Origin of the sequence: Acidovorax sp. sif1233 (assembly GCF_019218755.1) — a bacterium.
GTDB lineage: Bacteria > Pseudomonadota > Gammaproteobacteria > Burkholderiales > Burkholderiaceae_C > Acidovorax.
This window is the reverse complement of record NZ_JAHUWZ010000002.1, coordinates 418,731-436,888: the sequence shown is the minus strand read 5'-3', so window position 1 is coordinate 436,888 and position 18,158 is coordinate 418,731. Positions and strand designations below refer to the sequence as shown.

General features: G+C 68.3%; 17 protein-coding genes. 6 read left to right on the top strand and 11 right to left on the bottom strand.

Annotated elements, in window-relative coordinates; all coding sequences use genetic code 11:
* Positions 1-58: 58 nt before the first annotated feature.
* Complete coding sequence (locus tag KW843_RS09430) at positions 59-1,231, top strand: pyridoxal phosphate-dependent aminotransferase (protein WP_218294874.1); 1,173 nt, start codon at positions 59-61, stop codon at positions 1,229-1,231.
* A 20-nt stretch (positions 1,232-1,251) separates the two neighbouring features.
* Here KW843_RS09430 and KW843_RS09425 read toward each other — a convergent pair whose 3' ends face one another.
* The 4 genes from KW843_RS09425 to KW843_RS09410 all read right to left on the bottom strand — a co-directional run bounded on the left by KW843_RS09425 (position 1,252) and on the right by KW843_RS09410 (position 5,332).
* Positions 1,252-2,166, bottom strand: a complete 915-nt coding sequence (locus KW843_RS09425; protein WP_218294873.1) for a DMT family transporter — start codon at positions 2,164-2,166, stop codon at positions 1,252-1,254.
* Between the two features lie 79 nt (positions 2,167-2,245).
* Entirely contained in the window at positions 2,246-3,193 is a 948-nt protein-coding gene (locus KW843_RS09420; RefSeq protein ID WP_218294872.1) for a LysR family transcriptional regulator, read from the bottom strand.
* Between the two features lie 35 nt (positions 3,194-3,228).
* Positions 3,229-4,230: a quinone oxidoreductase gene (locus KW843_RS09415; RefSeq protein WP_370628471.1), complete on the bottom strand. Its 1,002-nt coding sequence runs from the start codon at positions 4,228-4,230 to the stop codon at positions 3,229-3,231.
* Positions 4,231-4,378: 148 nt separating this feature from the next.
* On the bottom strand, positions 4,379-5,332 hold the full coding sequence (locus tag KW843_RS09410) for a YafY family protein (protein ID WP_218294871.1): 954 nt from the start codon (positions 5,330-5,332) through the stop codon (positions 4,379-4,381).
* Between the two features lie 94 nt (positions 5,333-5,426).
* Between KW843_RS09410 and KW843_RS09405 the strand changes: the two genes are divergently transcribed.
* On the top strand, positions 5,427-6,035 hold the full coding sequence (locus tag KW843_RS09405) for a glutathione S-transferase family protein (RefSeq protein ID WP_218294870.1): 609 nt from the start codon (positions 5,427-5,429) through the stop codon (positions 6,033-6,035).
* Positions 6,036-6,061: 26 nt separating this feature from the next.
* Here the strand turns inward: KW843_RS09405 and rng are convergent, their stop codons facing one another.
* From rng to KW843_RS09370, 7 genes are all read right to left on the bottom strand, one after another.
* Positions 6,062-7,549, bottom strand: coding sequence for a ribonuclease G (rng, locus tag KW843_RS09400; RefSeq protein WP_218294869.1), 1,488 nt, complete (start codon positions 7,547-7,549; stop codon positions 6,062-6,064).
* 144 nt (positions 7,550-7,693) lie between these two features.
* The gene (locus KW843_RS09395; RefSeq protein WP_218294868.1) at positions 7,694-8,308 is read right to left on the bottom strand and encodes a nucleoside triphosphate pyrophosphatase; all 615 of its coding nucleotides are present in this window, start codon (positions 8,306-8,308) and stop codon (positions 7,694-7,696) included.
* Between the two features lie 97 nt (positions 8,309-8,405).
* Positions 8,406-8,873, bottom strand: a complete 468-nt coding sequence (gene rlmH / locus KW843_RS09390; RefSeq protein WP_010458753.1) for a 23S rRNA (pseudouridine(1915)-N(3))-methyltransferase RlmH — start codon at positions 8,871-8,873, stop codon at positions 8,406-8,408.
* Between the two features lie 74 nt (positions 8,874-8,947).
* Complete coding sequence (gene rsfS / locus KW843_RS09385; protein WP_218294867.1) at positions 8,948-9,829, bottom strand: ribosome silencing factor; 882 nt, start codon at positions 9,827-9,829, stop codon at positions 8,948-8,950.
* Positions 9,830-10,034: 205 nt separating this feature from the next.
* On the bottom strand, positions 10,035-11,003 hold the full coding sequence (hemF, locus tag KW843_RS09380; RefSeq protein ID WP_218294866.1) for an oxygen-dependent coproporphyrinogen oxidase: 969 nt from the start codon (positions 11,001-11,003) through the stop codon (positions 10,035-10,037).
* 142 nt (positions 11,004-11,145) lie between these two features.
* A complete protein-coding gene (gene purD / locus KW843_RS09375; RefSeq protein WP_218294865.1) occupies positions 11,146-12,423 on the bottom strand; it encodes a phosphoribosylamine--glycine ligase in 1,278 nt (425 codons plus the stop codon).
* Positions 12,424-12,538: 115 nt separating this feature from the next.
* Positions 12,539-13,258 (bottom strand): YebC/PmpR family DNA-binding transcriptional regulator, encoded by a 720-nt coding sequence (locus KW843_RS09370; protein WP_218294864.1) that lies wholly within the window; start codon positions 13,256-13,258, stop codon positions 12,539-12,541.
* An 80-nt stretch (positions 13,259-13,338) separates the two neighbouring features.
* Here KW843_RS09370 and KW843_RS09365 point away from each other — a divergent pair, with 80 nt between their 5' ends.
* The 4 genes from KW843_RS09365 to KW843_RS09350 all read left to right on the top strand — a co-directional run bounded on the left by KW843_RS09365 (position 13,339) and on the right by KW843_RS09350 (position 18,018).
* Positions 13,339-14,862 carry a helicase HerA-like C-terminal domain-containing protein gene (locus KW843_RS09365; protein WP_218294863.1) on the top strand — a complete coding sequence of 508 codons (1,524 nt, stop codon included), beginning with the start codon at positions 13,339-13,341 and terminating at the stop codon, positions 14,860-14,862.
* 190 nt (positions 14,863-15,052) lie between these two features.
* Positions 15,053-15,865 carry a hypothetical protein gene (locus tag KW843_RS09360; protein ID WP_218294862.1) on the top strand — a complete coding sequence of 271 codons (813 nt, stop codon included), beginning with the start codon at positions 15,053-15,055 and terminating at the stop codon, positions 15,863-15,865.
* Positions 15,866-16,016: 151 nt separating this feature from the next.
* Positions 16,017-16,862, top strand: a complete 846-nt coding sequence (locus tag KW843_RS09355) for an enoyl-CoA hydratase-related protein (RefSeq protein ID WP_218294861.1) — start codon at positions 16,017-16,019, stop codon at positions 16,860-16,862.
* A gap of 163 nt (positions 16,863-17,025) precedes the next feature.
* Entirely contained in the window at positions 17,026-18,018 is a 993-nt protein-coding gene (locus tag KW843_RS09350) for a threo-3-hydroxy-L-aspartate ammonia-lyase (protein WP_218294860.1), read from the top strand.
* Positions 18,019-18,158 lie beyond the last annotated feature (140 nt).

Below are 18,158 nucleotides of genomic sequence, written 5' to 3'. Positions count from 1 at the left end.
CCCGATTGCCCATTCCACCGCCCCATTGCTTCCCAGCCTGACCTTCCGCCACAGCGCCATGACTGAGACCACCGACACCGCCCGCACACCCGCCTTCCCCAGCAAGCTGCCCCAGGTGGGTACCACCATCTTCACCGTGATGTCGGCCCTGGCGGCCGAGCACGGCGCGGTCAACCTGGGCCAGGGGTTTCCCGACTTCGAATGCGCCCCGGAGCTGGTGGACGCCGTGACGCGGGCCATGCAGGCCGGCCACAACCAGTACCCGCCCATGCCCGGCATCCCGGCCCTGCGCGAGGCGGTCGCCAGCAAGATCGCGGCGCTGCACGGCCGCCGGTACAGCCCGGGCACCGAGATCACCATCACGGCCGGCGCCACGCAGGCCATCATCACCGCCATCCTGGCCATCGTGCACCCGGGCGATGAAGTCATCGTGCTCGACCCCTGCTACGACAGCTACGTGCCCAACATCGAACTGGCGGGCGGCAAGGCGGTGCGCGTGCCGCTCACGCCGGGCACCTTCCGCCCCGACTTCGGCAAGATCGGTGCGGCCATCACGCCGCGCACGCGCGCCATCCTCATCAACAGCCCGCACAACCCCAGCGCCACCATCTGGACGGCCCAGGAGATGCGCCAGCTGGAAGACCTGCTCGCGCCCACCGACATCCTGCTCATCAGCGACGAGGTGTACGAGCACATGGTGTTCGACGGCGCCGAGCATGAAAGCGCCGCACGCTTTCCCGGCCTGGCGGCACGCGCCTTCATCGTGTCGAGCTTTGGCAAGACCTTTCACGTCACCGGCTGGAAGGTCGGCACCGTGGCCGCCCCCGCAGCGCTGACGGCCGAGTTCCGCAAGGTGCACCAGTTCAACGTGTTCACCGTGAACACGCCCATGCAGCACGGCCTGGCCGCCTACCTGCAGGACCCGGCGCCCTACCTGCAGCTGCCCGCGTTCTATCAGGCCAAGCGCGACCTGTTCCGCCAGGGCCTGGAGGGCTCGCGCCTGAAGCTGCTGCCGAGCACCGGCAGCTACTTTCAGTGCGTGGACATCTCGGCCGTGAGCGACCTGAACGAATCGGACTTCTGCCAGTGGCTCACCCGCGAGGTGGGCGTGGCGGCGATTCCGCTGTCGGCGTTCTACGGCGACGGATTTGACCAGCGCGTGGTGCGTTTCTGTTTTGCCAAGAAGGACGACACGCTGCGCGCCGCACTGGAGCGGCTGCGCAAGCTCTGACCAGGCAACGGCCCCCGGCCCTACCGGGTCTGCCGGGCCAGCCAGACACCCAGAACCGCCAGCGCCATGCCCGCCAGCGCCCAGCCGCCGAGCGTCTCGCCAAACACGGCCCAGGCGATCAGCGCGGTGGTGGGCGGGGTCAGGTAGAACAGGCTGGCCACGTTCACCGCGCCACCACGGCGGATCAGCAGGTTCAGCAAACTGACGGCGCCCAGGGACAGCACCAGCACCAGCCAGCCCAGCGCGAACAGGAACTCGCCGCTCCACTGCACGGCCATGGTTTCCGTCGCGTACGCCAGCACTGCCATGGCCACCACGCACGGCAGGTACTGGATAACCGAGCCGGTGCGCAGGTCGAACGCGGGGCAAAAGCGCTTTTGGTACAGCGTGCCGGCCGTGATGCCCAGCAGCGCCACCACGGCCGGCAGCAGCATGCCCACCAGCGCACCGCCCGGCACGGTGGCCACCTTGCCGGCCACCACCAGCGCCACGCCGGTAAACCCCAGCGCCAGGCCCGCCCACTGCGCGGGCCGCACCTTCTCGCCCAGCAGGGCGCCCGCCACCAGCGCGGTCAAGAGCGGCTGCAGCCCCACCACCAGCGCCGTGATGCCCGACGGCAGCCCGTGGCCGATGGCGATGAACACCCCGCCCAGGTACACCCCGTGCATCAAGAGGCCCGACACGCCGATGTGCAGCCAGGCCCTGCCCGATGGCGGCCACGGAGCACGCACCAGCGTCACCACCGCCAGCATCAGCACGGCGACGATCGCGAAACGAATGGCCAAAAAGGTGAGCGGCTCCACATACGGCAGCCCCAGCTTGGCGCCGATGAAGCCGGTGCTCCACAGCGCGACGAAGAGCAGGGGAATGAGCGCGTCGAGCGTGCCCGGCGTGGCGGTGGGGTGCTGCTGGGGCTGGGGCGTTGCCTGGGTCATGGAATGTCAATAGAGGAAGAAGCGCGGACCGGCATCACAGCCGAAACAAGACGAAGTTGACAACACAAGGACGCCAAGCTCACGGGGGCACATCCACGGTGGCCTGGTCATGACCGTTGTCCGCCCGCGCGGCAAACCAGTCCACCACCCAGGCGCGAAAGGCCGCCATCGCCGCCGTGCTGAAGCGTGCCGAGGGCCGCACCAGATAGATCCCCGCGTCGGTGTTGAGCTGCCACTGCGGCAGCACCTGCACCAGCTGGCCCGATGCGATGCCGGGGTCGATCAGCCAGTCGCCGCCCGCCAGGATGCCCACGCCCAGGATGGCGGCCGCGAGCAGTGCCTCATTGTCGTTGCTGACCAGCGATCCGCGCACCACCACGCTGTGGCTCGCCCCCGCCTGCGTGAGCTGCCATTCAGGGTAGGACTGCAGGCCGGTGAAGCCCAGGCAGTTGTGCTGCGCCAGGTCCGCGGGCACCTGCGGGGTGCCGTTCTTCGCCAAGTAGCCCGGCGCCGCCGCCATGATGCGGCGGTGGCTGCACAGCCGCGTGGCCACCAGCCGGCTGTCGGCCAGCTGGCCGATGCGGATCGCGGCGTCGAAGCGCTCGCCCACGATGTCCACCAGCCGGTCGGCGTACTCCAGCTCCAGCGTGACCTGCGGATGGGCCAGCGCAAATTCGGCCACCATCGGGCTGAGCAGGCGCCGCCCCATGGCGGCGGGCACCGACACGCGCAGCCGCCCGCGCACCTGCGCCGCGCCATCGGCCGCTTCCTTCTGGGCCTGTGCGATCAAATCCGTCGCCTCGCGCACCTTCTCGACCAGGCGCTGGCCTTCGTGCGTCAGGTGCAACTGGCGGGTGGTGCGCTCGACCAGCCTCACGCCCAGGCGGCGCTCCAGCGCGTTCAAACGCTTGGACAGCACCGAGGGGTGGCGCTGCAGCGCGCGGCCCGCCGCCGCGAACGAACCCGCGTAGCTCAGGGCAATAAGGGTGGCCAGTTCATCGGCGTGCTGGCTGTCGAGCAGGTCCATCGGGTATCAAAAGCGCCATGGCATGGCGCGAGGGGCTACGGAGCCAGGATGATCGCACCTTGCGAGCGCCCCTGCTCCAGGTCGGCATGTGCCGTGCCCGCATCGGCCAGCGCGTAGCGGCGCCAGATGCGCGGCGTGATGACGCCGTCCGCCACGGCCCGCAGCACGTCCTGGGCGCGCTCCTGGTACTCCGCCGCCGTGGCCGTGTGCGCGGCCAGCGAGGGGCGCGTGAGGAACAGCGAGCCCTTGGCATTGAGCGTGCCCACCGCGATGGGCGCCGGCACGCCCGAGGTGGCACCGAAGGACACCAGCAGGCCGCGCGGGCGCAGGCTGTCGAGCGAGGCCTCCAGCGTGGCCCGCCCGATGGGATCGTACGCCACGTCGGCCCCGCTGCCGTGCGTGGCCTCGCGCACCTGACCCGCCAGCGTGGCGGAGTCGAACACGAACACCGCGTCGCAGCCCGCCGCCCGGGCGCGCTCCACGCTCTCGGGCCGGGAGACCACGCCCATCACAAAGGCGCCCAGGTGACGGGCCCAGGCGCACATCAGCTGGCCCAGCGCGCCGCCCGCGCCATAGATGAGCACCTTCGAGCCCGGGGCCACGGAATATGTCGTCTTGAGCAGGTACTGCGCCGTGATGCCCTTGAAGAGCACCGCCGCCGCCTCGTCCAACCCCAGCGCATCGGGCAGCCTGACCAGCCGCTCGGCCGGGAACAGGCGCGCGCTGGCATAGGCCCCCAGCGGCCCGGTAGCGTAGCCCACGCGATCTCCCACCGCCACATTCAGCACCCCCGGCCCCACGGCCGCCACCTGCCCCGCGCCTTCCAGCCCCAGGCCGGACGGGAACGGGATGGGCACCGCGCCCTTGCGCTGGCTCACATCCAGCGGGTTCACGCCGATGGCCGCCTGTGCGAGCCACACCTGGCCTGGGCCGGGCGCCTGGGGCTCCACCCCTTCCAGCCGCAGGACATCGGGCCCTCCGGCTGCATCGATCCGCACGCGGTGGTGCATGGGTTTTTCCTTGTCGGTTGATTCCATGCACAGAGCGTAAATTGTGGTGCCGTATCCAGCAATCGGGGGGCATGCAGTTGACTCCTGCAACGGGTGCAGCAGTTGCCAGGAAGGGCCCGGCTCTGGTGGCCGGAGCGGGATCGGCCATCGATGCCTGCCACAGCCCCCCAAGGGCTCATGCCGTGCAGCGCAACGCCCGCTCGCCCGCCACCCGCAGCCGCTCCTTCAGCGATGCCGGCGCGAGCACCTCGAATTCGACATCGAGCGCCATCAGCCAGTAGACCAGGGAGTCATTGGCCGCGCACTCCAGCTGGCACCGCAGCCCCTTGCCCAGGGTGGAGACCACGCCCGCGGACTTGGGAATGCGGCGCGACATCACCGCATACGGCGCATGCAGCACGACGCGCGCCTGCTCGGCGTGGTGCGGCGCCGAGATGGAGCGCGCAACGTAGCCCTTCAGATCGCCGCCGTCAGGCGAGGCCCGGGGCGCGAAATGCGCGCCCACCTGGGGGTCGCCCACGATGCGGTCGATGCGGAAGGTGCGCCAGTCGGTGCGCACCCGGTCCCAGGCGACCAGGTACCAGCGCTCGCCGGTGTGCACCACGCCTTGCGGCTCCACCTGGCGCTGTGCGCTGCGGCCCTTGCCGTCCTCGTAGCTGAACTCGATGCGCAGCTGGTCGCGGCAGGCGGACGCCAGCGTGGCCAGCAGCGATGCTTCCACCACCGGCCCGGTGCGGTCCAGCGGCAGGATGGCCGAACGCAGCGCGTCCACGCGTTTGCGCAGGCGCGCGGGCATGGCCTGCTCCAGCTTGACCAGCGCCCGGAGCGCGGGCTCCTCGATGCCGCCCACCGCGCCGGCCGTGGCGGTGCGCAGCGCGATCGACACGGCCAGGGCCTCATCGTCGTCCAGCAGCAGGGGCGGCAGCGCCTGCCCGGCCCGGAAGGCATATCCACCCGCCACACCGCTGCTTGCGTGCACGGGGTAGCCCAGCTGGCGCAGGCGGTCGATGTCCCGCCGCAGGGTGCGCGGGTGCACCTCCAGGCGCTCGGCCAGTTCTGGCCCCATCCAGTGGTTGCGCGTCTGCAGCAGCGACAGCAGGCGCAAAAGACGGGTCGATGACGTGAGCATGGTGCGACTGTACTTTTTATTGAGGACCGAAACTGTCCGCAATGGAATCTACAGTGGCACCACCTTTTCTTCCACCACCACCAAGGAGTTTTCCATGTCCATCGTCCTCTACTGGCACCCCATGTCCAGCGCCAGCCCCATTGCCTGCGCCCTTGCCGAACTGGGCGTGCCCCACGAGCGCGTGAAGATCGACATCCGCACTGGCGAGCAGCGCCGCCCGGAGTACCTGGCCCTCAACCCCAACGGCAAGGTGCCCACCCTGACCGTGGACGGCGCCCCCATGTTCGAGGCGCTGGCCATCCACCTGTGGCTGGGCCACCGCTACGGCATCGAGCGGGGGCTGTGGCCCGCCGCGGGCACGCCAGAGGCGCTGCAGGCCCTGTCGTGGTGCGTCTGGGCCTATGTCACCTACGGCACGGTCCTGGTGCGCCTGCAGGTGGCCACGCAAGGCGACGAGGCCCTGCGCAGCCCCGCGCACGCCGAGGCCGCCACCCGGGGGCTGAACGAACTGCTGGCGCTGCTGGATGCACGGCTGGCCGCGCAGCCCTGGATGCTGGGCGCGGACTACTCGCTGGTGGACCTGGTGGTGGGCTCGGTCCTGGGCTACAGCGTGTACCTGGGTGCGCCCGTCAACGCACACCCCCACGTGCAGGCCTGGCTGGCGCGCGTGCAGGCGCGTCCGGCGATGCAGATCGAAAGCTGAGCTGGCGGCGAAAAAGGCGGCCAGGGCTAGAGCAGCACGATGTCGTACTGCTCCTGCCCCATCGCGCTTTCGGACTGCAGCGAGATCGGCTTCTTGATGAAGTCCGAGAGACCGGCCAGGTGCTGGCTTTCCTCGTCCAGGAACAGCTCCACCACCCGCGGCGAGGCCACCACGCGGAACTCGCGCGGGTTGAACTGGCGGGCTTCGCGCAGGATCTCGCGCAAGATGTCGTAGCACACGCTGCGCGCGGTCTTCACGCTGCCCTTGCCCTGGCAGGCCTCGCAGGGTTCGCACAGCATGTGGGCCAGCGATTCGCGGGTGCGCTTGCGCGTCATCTCCACCAGGCCCAGCTGCGAGAAGCCGCCGGCCATGGTCTTCACGCGATCGCGGCCAAGCTGCTTTCGGAACTCCGCCAGCACGGCCTGCTGGTGGTCCTCGCGCACCATGTCGATGAAGTCCACGATGATGATGCCGCCCAGGTTGCGCAGGCGCAGCTGGCGCGCAATGGCCTGCGCGGCCTCCAGGTTGGTCTTGAAGATGGTGTCGTCGAAATTGCGCGCGCCCACGTAGCCACCGGTGTTCACGTCGATGGTGGTCAGCGCCTCGGTCTGGTCCACGATGAGGTAGCCGCCGGATTTCAGATCGACGCGCCGGCCCAGCGCCTTCGCCACTTCCTCGTCGATGGAGTACAGGTCGAAGATCGGGCGCTCGCCCTTGTAGTGCTGCAGCTTGCCGGCGGCGGCGGGCATGAACTCCACACCAAACGCCCGCAGCCGCTGGAACTGCTCCATCGAGTCGAGCCGGATGGTCTGCGTGTGGTCGCCCACCAGGTCGCGCAGCACGCGCTGCAGCAGGTCCAGGTCCTGGTGCAGCAGCGACATCGCGGGCAGCTTGAGCGATGCCTCCTTGATGCGCGCCCAGGTCTTGCGCAGGTAGGCGATGTCCTCCGCCAGCTCGGCGTCGGTCGAATCCTCTCCGTTGGTGCGCAGGATGAAGCCGCCGCCACCGCCCGTGGCCTTGTCGCCCACCAGCGCCTGCAGCCGCGCGCGCAGCGCATCGCGCTCCGCGCCGGGGATTTTTTGCGACACGCCCACATGGTCGTCCTGCGGCAGAAACACCAGCAGGCGCCCGGCCACGCTGATCTGCGTGGACAGGCGTGCGCCCTTGGTGCCGATCGGGTCCTTGATGACCTGCACCATCAGCGACTGGCCTTCGAACACCTGCTTTTCAATGGGTACCTGCGGCTCGTTCTTGCGGGCGAATGCCGGCGGCTCGCCATCGGGCTGGCGTTGCCACACATCGGCCACGTGCAAAAAGGCCGCGCGCTCCAGCCCGATGTCGATGAAGGCCGACTGCATGCCCGGCAGCACACGCGAGACCTTGCCCAGGTAGACGTTGCCCACCAGGCCGCGCTCCAGCGTGCGCTCGATGTGCAGCTCCTGCACGGCGCCATGCTCCACCACGGCCACGCGGGTTTCCTGGGGCGACCAGTTGATCAGGATGTCTTGTTGCATGGCTTCTTCTTTTCTGAAATCGGTCGCGTTCTTGCTGCTGTTGGAATCACCGGGGCGCTACGCCAGGGCCGCCGGGGAACTGGCCTTGCCAGGCCCCTGGCGGCGTCCCCCTGGGGGGAAGGCGCCGCAGGCGACTCAGGAGGGTCATATCTGAAACCCGGCGGCGCGCAGGAGTTGCGCTGTCTCGTACATCGGCAACCCCATGATGCCCGAATAGCTGCCAGCCAGGTGCTCCACATAGGCAGCAGCCCGGCCCTGAATACCGTAAGCCCCGGCCTTGCCCAGTGGCTCACCCGTGGCCACGTAGGCATCAATCTGCGCGGGCGTCATGGCGGCGAAGGTCACGCGCGACACCGACAGCGCAGAAAGGCGCCTGGGGCCCACCTGCAGCGCCACGGCGGTGAGCACGCGGTGCTCGTGCCCTGCCAGTTCGGCCAGCATGCGCGCAGCGTGTTGCGCGTCGTCGGGTTTTCCGTAAATCGTGCGGCCCAGGGCCACGGTGGTGTCGGAGCACAGGATGGGCGCATCCGGCAAACCCCGGCGCGCGCGCCGGGCCACGGCGGCATCCAGCTTGAGGCCGGTCACGCGCTCCACATAGGCCGTGGGCGCCTCGCCGGGCAGCACCGCCTCGATGGCCTCGGCGTCTTCGGGCTCGTCGCCGTCCACGTTGGGCAGCAGCAGTTCGTGGCGCACGCCCAGCTGTTCGAGCAGCTGGCGCCGGCGGGGGCTCTGGGAGGCAAGGTAGATGAAATCGGGCATGAACGGATTTTGAGAAGAAAACCGGCTCTAGCGCTTATCCATCAAGCGCTAGCAGCTATAAAAAATATAGTATTTCGCCCGCACGCCGATCCAGCCCTCATTCGCGGTGGTAAGGGTGCCCGGCGTTCACCGACCAGGCGCGGTACAGCTGCTCGATGAGCAGCACGCGCACCATGGCGTGGGGCAAAGTCAGGTCCGAGAGGCGGATGCGCTCGTGCGCGCCCTGGCGAAACGCCGGATCGAGCCCGTCCGGGCCGCCGATGACCAGTGCCACGTCATCGCCACCCAGCTGCCAGCCCTTGAGCCGTTCGGCCAGGGCCTTGGTGGTGAGGTTGGTGCCGCGCTCGTCCAGCGCCACCACGCGCGTGCCGCGCGGGATGGCCGCCTCGATGCGCTCGCGCTCGGCGGCGTACAGCGTCTCCAGGGTCTTGGAGCCGCGCGGTTCGGTCTTGACGGCCTTGAGTTCGACCTTGAGTTCGGGCGGAAAGCGTTTGGCGTAGTCGTCGTAAGCCGTTTGCGCCCAGTCAGGCACCCGCTGCCCGACCGCCACGATAAGCAGCTTCATGTGATGTGCACCTGGGGTTCAGAGGGGGGCGCCGTGCGCAGGCGTAGCGGCCAGCACACAGCCCCGCCCACGCATCAGCCCTTGCGGGCTGGAGCCTTCTTGGCCGCGGGCTTGGCCGCTGCGGCGGCGCCAGCGGTCCTGGACGCCGGCTTGGCGGCCGCGCGCGCAGGCGCCTTGCCCACGGGGGCCGATGATTTCTTGGCTGCGGGCTTTTTCGCGCCGCCTGGCTTCACGACCACGGTCTTGACGGGTGCCTTGGGCGCTGCGGGCTTCCTGGCGGCTGCCGTGCCGGCAACCTTGCCCGCGGTCTTGCTGGCGGGTTTGGCGGCGGGCTTGCCAACGTGGGCCTTCGCAGCCGGCTTGGCGGCAGCAGACTTGGCCGGCGCAGCCGCGGCAGTCTTGGCGGCGGTCCTGGCCACGGCCTTCACCGTGGCCTTGCCGGAACGGGCCGCCACGGTGGGCGCCGCCGTCTTTTTTGCAGGCGCCTTGCCAGCGGCCTTGGCGTCGGATTTCGCCGCCTTCTGGGCCGACTTCTTCTCGGCCAGCTCGGTGGCCGCGCTGGAGACCGGCTTGGCCGCGCCGAGCTTCAGGCGCACGGGCGTGTCGCCCCACAGCTCTTCCAGGCGGTAGTACTGGCGGATGGCGGGCTGCATGATGTGCGCCACGGCGGCGCCGCAGTCCACGATGATCCATTCGCCGTTGTCTTCGCCCTCGATGCGCGGCTTGGTAAAGCCCGCTTCTTTCACCGCGTCGCGCACGCTCGCGGCGAGGGCCTTGGTCTGGCGGTTGGAGGTGCCCGATGCCACGATCACCCGTTCAAACAGCGGCGAGAGATGCTCGGTGTTGAAGACCTGGATGTCTTGCGCCTTGACGTCCTCCAGGCCATCGACGATGGCGCGCTGGAGTTTGGTGACGTCTTTCTTGGCGGCGGTTTCCGATTTGGTGGAGGTGGTCATCAGGCGGTGAATAGAGAGGGAATGGAATCAATATAGCGTGCAACGCAGCGCACAGCCAGCGGGCTGAGCCTTGGGTGTTGCGCTGGTGTTGTGCTTTGGCGCTGCAGCAGTTTGAGGTGTTTTTGGCCTCTTGCGCTGGTGTGAAAAGCGCGGGCAGCTATTGAAATTATAGCTTTTGCGGTGCTCACACCCTTGGACCCGGCTTTCAGGCGGTGGGGGCGGCACCTTCGGCAAGCCAGTCGCGGCGCACCAGGAACCTCTGCAACAGCGCCGCCTCGGCCGAATCGGCGGCATCGGAGCGCTGGTACGACCACGACACCAGCGGCGGCATGGACAGCAAAATGGACTCGGTGCGCCCCCCCGACTGCAGGCCAAAGTGGGTGCCCCGGTCCCACACCAGGTTGAACTCCACATAGCGGCCCCGGCGGTAGAGCTGGAAGTCGCGCTCGCGCTCGCCAAACGGCAGGTTCTGGCGCTTCTCCACGATGGGCAGATAGGCCTTGAGGAAGGCGTCGCCCACCGACTGCGTCATGGCCAGGCTCTGGTCAAAGCCCAGCTCCGAGAAGTCGTCATAGAACACCCCGCCCACGCCACGCTGCTCGTCGCGGTGCTTGAGGTAGAAGTATTCGTCGCACCACTGCTTGAAGCGTGGATACTTGTCGTCGCCAAAGGCGCTGAGCGCATCGCGGCAAGTGCGGTGAAAGTGCACCGCGTCTTCCTCGAAGCCGTAGTACGGCGTGAGGTCCATGCCACCGCCAAACCAGCAGGTCGGCGCCTGCCCCGGATGGCCCGCCGCGATCATGCGCACATTCATGTGCACGGTAGGCACATAGGGGTTGCGCGGGTGGAAGACCAGCGACACGCCCATGGCCTCGAACGGCGCACCGGCCAGCTCGGGCCGGTGCTGCGTGGCCGAGGGTGGCAGCTGCGGGCCGCGCACATGGCTGAAGCCACAGCCCGCGCGTTCGAACACCCGGCCGCCTTCCAGGATCTTGGTGATGCCGTCGCCCTGCAGCAGCTCGCCGGGCGGCTTGCTCCAGGCATCGGCCAGAAAGCGTGCACCGCCCTCTCCTTCCACGGCCTCGAGCGCATCGGTGATGCGCGCCTGCAGGCCCTGCAAGTAGCTGCGTACGGTCGCCACGGTCGTGGCCGGATTCAATCCAGGTTGTTGCATTTCAGTTGTCCATTGCCATCGGCGCCATGCGCTGCCGGTAAAACTGGCGCGGCCCAGGCCAGGGACGCCCAGCAAGGGCCGCCCCCGCAAGGGCGTCGTCCCCTGCGGGGGAAGGCGCCGCAGGGGGCGACTCAGGAGGGGGCTATTTCACCGCGCGGAAACCAATGTCGCGGCGGTACTGCGCGCCATCGAACTGGATGCCACGCGCCACGTCGTAGGCACGCTGCTGCGCCTGCTTGACGCTGTCGGCCAGCACCGTCACGCACAGCACCCGGCCACCGGTCACGCTGACCACGCCGTCTTTCAGCTGCGTGCCGGCATGGAACACCACGGCATCGTCGGCCTCGGCGGGCAGGCCGGTGATGGGGTCGCCCTTGCGCGGGTTCTCCGGGTAGCCGTGGGCTGCCATGACCACGCCCAGCGCGGTGCGGCGGTCCCATTGCAGCTCCATCTGGTCGAGCTTGCCATCGGCCGCGGCGGCCATCACATCGCTGAAATCGCTTTTCAGGCGCATCAGGATGGGCTGGGTCTCGGGATCGCCCATGCGGCAGTTGAATTCGAGCGTCTTGGGGTGGCCCTTGGCGTCGATCATCAGCCCGGCATACAGAAAACCGGTGTAGGGAATGCCGTCCTTTTCCATGCCCCGGATGGTGGGCAGGATGATCTCGCGCATGGCGCGGGCGTGCACGTCGGCCGTGACCACGGGCGCGGGCGAGTAGGCCCCCATGCCGCCGGTGTTGGGGCCTTCGTCGCCGTCTTTGAGGCGCTTGTGGTCCTGGCTGGTGGCCAGCGCCAGCACGTTCTTGCCATCGCACAGCACGATGAAACTGGCTTCCTCGCCTTCGAGGAATTCCTCGATCACCACGCGCGCGCCACCTTCGTTGTGCGTCACGCCGTACTTGTTGTCCACCAGCATGAAGTCCACGGCATCGTGAGCCTCCTGCAGCGTCATGGCCACGACCACGCCCTTGCCAGCGGCCAGGCCGTCGGCCTTGATGACGATGGGGGCGCCCAGGCGGTCCACGAAGGCGTGGGCGGCGGCCGGGTCGGTGAAGGTGTCGTAGTCGGCCGTGGGAATGCCATGGCGGCGCATGAAGGCCTTGGAGAAGGCCTTGGAGCTTTCGAGCTGCGCAGCGGCCTTGGTGGGGCCGAAGATGCGCAGGCCGTTGGCACGGAACTCATCGACCACGCCGGCGGCCAGCGGCGCCTCGGGGCCCACCACGGTCAGCGCGATCTTCTCGGCCTGCGCCCACACGCGCAGCTCGCGCACGTCGGAGATGGCCACGTTGTCGAGCTTGGGGTTCAGCGCGGTGCCACCGTTGCCGGGCGCCACATACACCTTGGTCACCTTGGGGGACTGGCTCAGTTTCCACGCCATCGCGTGTTCACGGCCGCCGCCACCAATCACAAGTACTTTCATAGGAGCCTTTGGTGAACCCGGCCCACAGCACCGGGCTGCGTGGCGGGGTTCGGGGAAATATCAGTCGGAAAACAGGTCAGCGCAAGAAAAAATCGGCGATCCAGCGGCGCCGAGGTCAGAGCGCGGCGTTGTGGTAGACCTCTTGCGTATCGTCCAGGTCTTCCAGCACGTCCAGCAGCTTTTGCATCCTGGCGGCGTCGTCGCCGGTCAGTTCAATGGTGTTCTCGGGCCGCATGGTCACGCCCGCCACCTCGGCAGTGAGGCCCGCCGCCTCCAGCGCGTTCTTCACGGCCTCGAAGTCGGCCGGGGCGGTCAGCACCTCCACGGCGCCATCGTCGTCGGTCACCACGTCTTCGGCGCCCGCCTCCAGCGCCACTTCCATCACCTTGTCCTCGCTGGTGCCAGGGGCAAAGATCAGCTGGCCGCAGTGCTTGAACTGGAACACCACCGAGCCTTCGGTCCCCATGTTGCCACCGTGTTTGCTGAACGCGTGTCGCACTTCGGCCACGGTGCGCACCCGGTTGTCGGTCATGGTGTCGATCATGATGGCCGCGCCGCCAATGCCATAGCCTTCGTAGCGGATTTCCTCGTAGGTCAGGCCTTCGGCGTTGCCCGTGGCCTTGTCGATGTTGTATTTGATGCGGTCGGCGGGCATGTTGGCCGCCTTGGCCTTGTCCACCGCCAGGCGCAGGCGGGGGTTGGCAGACAGGTCGCCGCCGCCCGAGCGGGCAGCCACGGTGATTTCGCGAATGATGCGGGTCCAGATCTTGCCGCGTTTTTCATCCTGCCGCCCCTTGCGGTGCTGGATATTCGCCCATTTGCTGTGTCCTGCCACGAGAGATCCTTTTGTATTGATTTAATCTACTGAGCGCGATTTTACTTTTTGCCGAACCTGTACCCCCGAGGAAACCCCAAATGGCCGAACCCCTGCTGATTGCCAAGCACGACACCATCGAATGCCACCTGCTTCCAGGGCTGGCCAACCGCCACGGGCTCATCACCGGCGCCACCGGCACGGGCAAGACAGTGACCTTGCAGACCCTGGCCGAGAACTTCTCGCGCATCGGCGTGCCGGTGTTCATGGCCGATGTGAAGGGCGACCTCACGGGCGCCAGCCAGCCCGGCAAGATCGGCGACAAGCTGGCCGCCGTGCTCAAGGAGCGCGGCCTTCCCCTGCCCGCCCCCCTGGCCTGCCCCACCACGCTGTGGGACGTGTTCGGCGAACAGGGCCACCCGGTGCGCGCCACCGTGTCCGACATGGGCCCGCTGCTGCTGGGCCGCATGCTCAACCTCAATGAAACCCAGCTGGGCGTGCTCAACCTGGTGTTCAAGATCGCCGACGACAACGGCATGCTGCTGCTGGACCTCAAGGACCTGCGCGCCATGCTGCAGTACGTGGGCGACAACGCCAAGGAGTTCACCACCGAATATGGCAACGTGAGCGCCGCCAGCGTGGGCGCCATCCAGCGCGGGCTGCTGCAGATCGAGCAGCAGGGCGGCAGCGAGTTCTTCGGCGAGCCCATGCTCAATATCCAGGACTTCATGCAAACCGTCGATGGCCACGGTGTCGTCAATATCCTGGCGGCCGACAAGCTCATGAACTCGCCGCGCCTGTACGCCACTTTCCTCTTGTGGATGCTGTCCGAGCTGTTCGAACAACTGCCCGAGATCGGCGACCCCGAGCAGCCCAAGCTGGTGTTCTTCTTCGACGAGGCCCACCTCCTGTTCAACGAGGCGCCCAAGGTGCTCATCGAGCGCATCGAACTCGTGGTGCGCCTGGTGCGCTCCAAGGGCGTGGGCGTGTACTTCGTGACGCAAAACCCGCTGGACATCCCCGACAGCGTGCTCGCCCAGCTGGGCAACCGCGTGCAGCATGCGCTGCGCGCCTTCACGCCACGCGACCAGAAGGCCGTGAAGGCCACGGCCACCACCATGCGGCAAAAGCCGGGCCTCGACATCGAGACCGCCATCACCGAACTGGCCGTGGGCGAGGCGCTGGTGAGCTTTCTCGATGCCAAGGGCCGCCCGAGCATCACCGAACGGGTGTTCGTGCTGCCGCCCGGCAGCCAGCTCGGTCCCATCACGCCGCAGCAGCGCCAGATGCTGGTGGCCAACTCGCTGGTCGCGGGCGTGTATGAAAAGGTGGTGGACCGCGAGTCGGCCTACGAAAAACTCAAGGGCCGCGCGGCCGAAGCCAGTGCCCAGGCGCCAGCCAATGGCAGCAAAGGCACGCCCGCCAACACGGAAGACAGCGGCGGCGGCCTGATGGGCGGGCTCAACGACGTGCTGTTTGGCACCACCGGCCCGCGCGGCGGCAAACGCGATGGCCTGGCCCAGACCATGGCCAAGTCGGCCGTGCGCACCATGGGCACCTCGCTGGGCAAGGAGATCCTGCGCGGAGTGCTGGGCAGCATCTTCGGCGGCAGCAAGCGCCGTTGACCACGGGCGGGGCGCAGATTCCCGCCCCTGCCCTGCGTCCCCGGCGCGGCACTGTCGCCGCGGCTGCAGCAGGGTGGTGATGGTGCGGCGGGCACACCAGCCGTGCCCCCTGGCGACACCACCCGAAGTGTCATCAATCGGTCACAAAACCGCCGTGAAATCGCCACACAACAACAAAAAAGGAGGGACGATGAAACGCATCGACAACATGCTGCTGTGGTGGGCAAGCAAGGTCGTGCCGCTGGCGATTGCCGTGTGGGTGGTTGCCATCGCCGGGCTCCTGGGCGGCGCCTGGCGCCTGCGCTGGCCCTGGCTCCTGTATTTCCTTGCCACGGTCATCATCACGGCCCTGGCGATCCAGTGGACCCGCGCGGTGCGCCAGCGCACCATCCGCGAAGCCCCCCTGCCCCGCTTTCTGCAGCGCAAGCTGCGCGAAACCTACCCCCACCTGAGCACGCGCGACTGCGAGCTGGTGGAGCGGGGCCTGCGCCAGTTCTTCATGGCCTGCCTGCGCGGCAACAAGCAGTTCGTGGCCATGCCCTCCAGGGCGGTCGACGTGCTGTGGCATGAGTTCATCCTGCACACCCAGGCCTACAAGCACTGGTGCCACCATGCGCTGGGCTTCTTCCTGCATCACACGCCCGCCGAGGCGCTGGGCGCGAAGGCCCGGCACAACGACGGCCTGCGCCGCTGCTGGTACTGGGTGTGCAAGGAGGAATCCATCGACCCCAAGGCCCCCAGCCGCCTGCCCCTGCTGTTCGCGCTGGATGCCAAGTTCGCCATCCCGGGCGGCTTTGCCTACGTGCCTGACTGCTCCGACATCGCCCGCAAGAGCGATGCCGGCGGCAGCGGCGGCGACAGCTACTGCGGCACCAGCTTCTCGGACGGCGGCTACAGCGGCAGCTCGGGAGACTTCGGCGGCGCCGACAGCTCGGATGGAGGCGGGAGCGACGGCGCAGGGGATGGCGGCGGCTGCGGCGGCGGGGGCGGGGGCGGCGATTGACGGGCCATGCCACGGCCGTCTGCCACCCTCGTGCAAACGCTCCTTATTTGATAGCTATTGGCGCTTGATAGATAAGGGCTTGAAGCCAGAATCGTCCAAAGTCACCCAGGCGACGACACTGCCGGGGCCAGCGGGTCTACAGTGGCACCCCATGAACAAGACCCTCACCTGCTTCAGCCTCGGCATCTCCCAGCATGTCGCCCACCTGGTGATGAACCGGCCCGAGGCCATGAACACCATGCACCCCACCTTCTGGCGCGAGCTGGACGAGGTGCTGGCCCACCTGCAACAGGCGGGCGAGGCGCGCGCGCTGGTCATCAGCAGCACGGGCAAGCATTTCAGCGCGGGCATGGCGCTGGAGACCTTCGGCGGCGCCATCACCATGGACGACCAGAGCCCCGAAGGCCGCGCCGCCATCTTCGACCTGCTCACCGACATGCAGGCCACCTTCACCCGCATCGAGAACCTGCGCATTCCCGTGATCATGGCCATCCACGGCGGCTGCATCGGCGGCGCGGTGGACATGGTGACGGCGGCCTGCGTGCGCTACGCCACGGCGGATGCGTTCTTCTGCATCCAGGAAATCAACATCGGCATGGTGGCCGACGTGGGCACGCTGCAGCGCCTGCCCAAGCTCATCCCGCTGGGCGTGGTGAAAGAACTGGCCTACACCGGCCGCCGCCTGGGCGCCGCCAGGGCCCTGGGCCACGGGCTGGTCAACGAGGTGTTCGACACGCAGGAGGCCATGCTGGCCGCCGCCCTGCAATGCGCCCAGGAGATCGCCGCCAAGCCCCCCGTCGCCATCTGGGGCACCAAGCAGGCCGTGAACTACGCGCGCGACCACAGCGTGGAAGACAGCCTGCGCCAGATGGGCTGGCTGCAGGGCGCCATCTGGAGCAACCAGCACGTGCGCGAGTCGGTCACGGCCATGAAGCAAAAGCGCGCGGGCGACTTCCCGGCCCTGGCGCCGCTGGTACGGTTCAGCGAACTGGGCTGAGAGCGCCGCGCCGCGAGACCGGCGCGAAAAGTCAAAATTGATAGCTGCCCGCGCTGACAGGACAACCGGCAGAGGCCTTTTCGGCGCGCGGCGATCGCGTCTGGGGCTATCATGTGGCGAACACGGGCAACCCCTTGCCCGCCCCTGCCCCGAGGACGCCGCCATGACATTGCCCAGTCTGACCCCGCCCACCTACGACGACGTGGCCGCCGCCGCGCACCGGCTCAAGGGCATCGCGCACCGCACGCCGGTGCTGCGCTCCACCACCGCCGACGAAATGCTGGGCGCCCAGCTCTTCTTCAAATGCGAGAACCTGCAGCGCACGGGCGCGTTCAAGTTCCGCGGCGCCTTCAACACGCTCGCCCAGTTCACCGACGAGCAGCGCGAACGCGGCGTGCTGGCTTTCTCGGCCGGCAACCATGCGCAGGCGATCGCGCTGTCGGCCCGCCTGCTGGACATGCCCGTCGCCATCGTCATGCCCGAAGACGCGCCCGCCTCCAAGATGGCGGCCACGCGCGCCTATGGAGCCCAGGTCGTCACCTACGACCGCTACACCGAGGACCGCGAGGCCATCAGCCGCCGCCTGGCGCTGGAGCGCGGCATGACGCTGGTGCCTCCGTTCGACCATCCCCACGTCATCGCGGGCCAGGGCACCGCGGCGCTGGAGCTTTTTGAAGAAGTGCCCGACCTCGACTACCTGTTCGTGTGCGTGGGCGGCGGGGGCCTGCTGGCAGGCAGCCTGCTGGCCGCGGGCGCCCTGGCACCGCGCTGCCGCGTGATCGGCGTGGAGCCCGAAAACGGCAACGACGGCCAGCAGTCGCTGCGGGCGGGGCAGATCGTGCGCATCCCGACGCCGCACACCATCGCCGATGGCGCGCAGACCCAGGCGCTGGGCGAGCTCACCTTTCCCATCATCCGCGAGCGGGTGGAAGACATCCTGAGCGTGAGCGACGCCCAGCTCATGCAGTCCCTGCGCTTCTTCGCGGAGCGCATGAAGATCGTGGTGGAGCCCACGGGCGCCCTTGCCTATGCGGGCGCGCACGCGTTCTCGGGTGTCGATGACGGCGGCAAGCTGCTGCAGGGCGAACGGGTGGGTGTCATCATCAGCGGCGGCAATGTGGACCTGGCGCGCTATGCGCGGTTCCTGTCGGATTAGACTCACCCATGCGCCGCGCCGCCGCCACCAGCCCCAGAGGGCGACGCCAGCGGCCCGCCACGGCCAGCCACACGGCAGCACGGCAGCCCGCAACCCTGACAGTGCCTGCCGCCAGCGCCTCTGTCAGGTAAAAATGCGGG

What these genes read in the sequence shown, in the direction of transcription:
- KW843_RS09430 (WP_218294874.1), top strand. Translation starts at nt 59, where the DNA reads ATGACTGAGACCACCGACACCGCCCGCACACCCGCCTTCCCCAGCAAG.
- KW843_RS09350 (WP_218294860.1), top strand. Translation starts at nt 17,026, where the DNA reads ATGACATTGCCCAGTCTGACCCCGCCCACCTACGACGACGTGGCCGCC.
- rlmH (WP_010458753.1), bottom strand. Translation starts at nt 8,873, where the DNA reads ATGAAGCTGCTTATCGTGGCGGTCGGGCAGCGGGTGCCTGACTGGGCG.
- KW843_RS09365 (WP_218294863.1), top strand. Translation starts at nt 13,339, where the DNA reads ATGGCCGAACCCCTGCTGATTGCCAAGCACGACACCATCGAATGCCAC.
- KW843_RS09355 (WP_218294861.1), top strand. Translation starts at nt 16,017, where the DNA reads ATGAACAAGACCCTCACCTGCTTCAGCCTCGGCATCTCCCAGCATGTC.
- hemF (WP_218294866.1), bottom strand. Translation starts at nt 11,003, where the DNA reads ATGCAACAACCTGGATTGAATCCGGCCACGACCGTGGCGACCGTACGC.
- rng (WP_218294869.1), bottom strand. Translation starts at nt 7,549, where the DNA reads ATGCAACAAGACATCCTGATCAACTGGTCGCCCCAGGAAACCCGCGTG.
- rsfS (WP_218294867.1), bottom strand. Translation starts at nt 9,829, where the DNA reads ATGACCACCTCCACCAAATCGGAAACCGCCGCCAAGAAAGACGTCACC.
- KW843_RS09395 (WP_218294868.1), bottom strand. Translation starts at nt 8,308, where the DNA reads ATGCCCGATTTCATCTACCTTGCCTCCCAGAGCCCCCGCCGGCGCCAG.
- KW843_RS09410 (WP_218294871.1), bottom strand. Translation starts at nt 5,332, where the DNA reads ATGCTCACGTCATCGACCCGTCTTTTGCGCCTGCTGTCGCTGCTGCAG.
- KW843_RS09405 (WP_218294870.1), top strand. Translation starts at nt 5,427, where the DNA reads ATGTCCATCGTCCTCTACTGGCACCCCATGTCCAGCGCCAGCCCCATT.
- KW843_RS09420 (WP_218294872.1), bottom strand. Translation starts at nt 3,193, where the DNA reads ATGGACCTGCTCGACAGCCAGCACGCCGATGAACTGGCCACCCTTATT.
- KW843_RS09360 (WP_218294862.1), top strand. Translation starts at nt 15,053, where the DNA reads ATGAAACGCATCGACAACATGCTGCTGTGGTGGGCAAGCAAGGTCGTG.
- KW843_RS09415 (WP_370628471.1), bottom strand. Translation starts at nt 4,230, where the DNA reads ATGGAATCAACCGACAAGGAAAAACCCATGCACCACCGCGTGCGGATC.
- purD (WP_218294865.1), bottom strand. Translation starts at nt 12,423, where the DNA reads ATGAAAGTACTTGTGATTGGTGGCGGCGGCCGTGAACACGCGATGGCG.
- KW843_RS09425 (WP_218294873.1), bottom strand. Translation starts at nt 2,166, where the DNA reads ATGACCCAGGCAACGCCCCAGCCCCAGCAGCACCCCACCGCCACGCCG.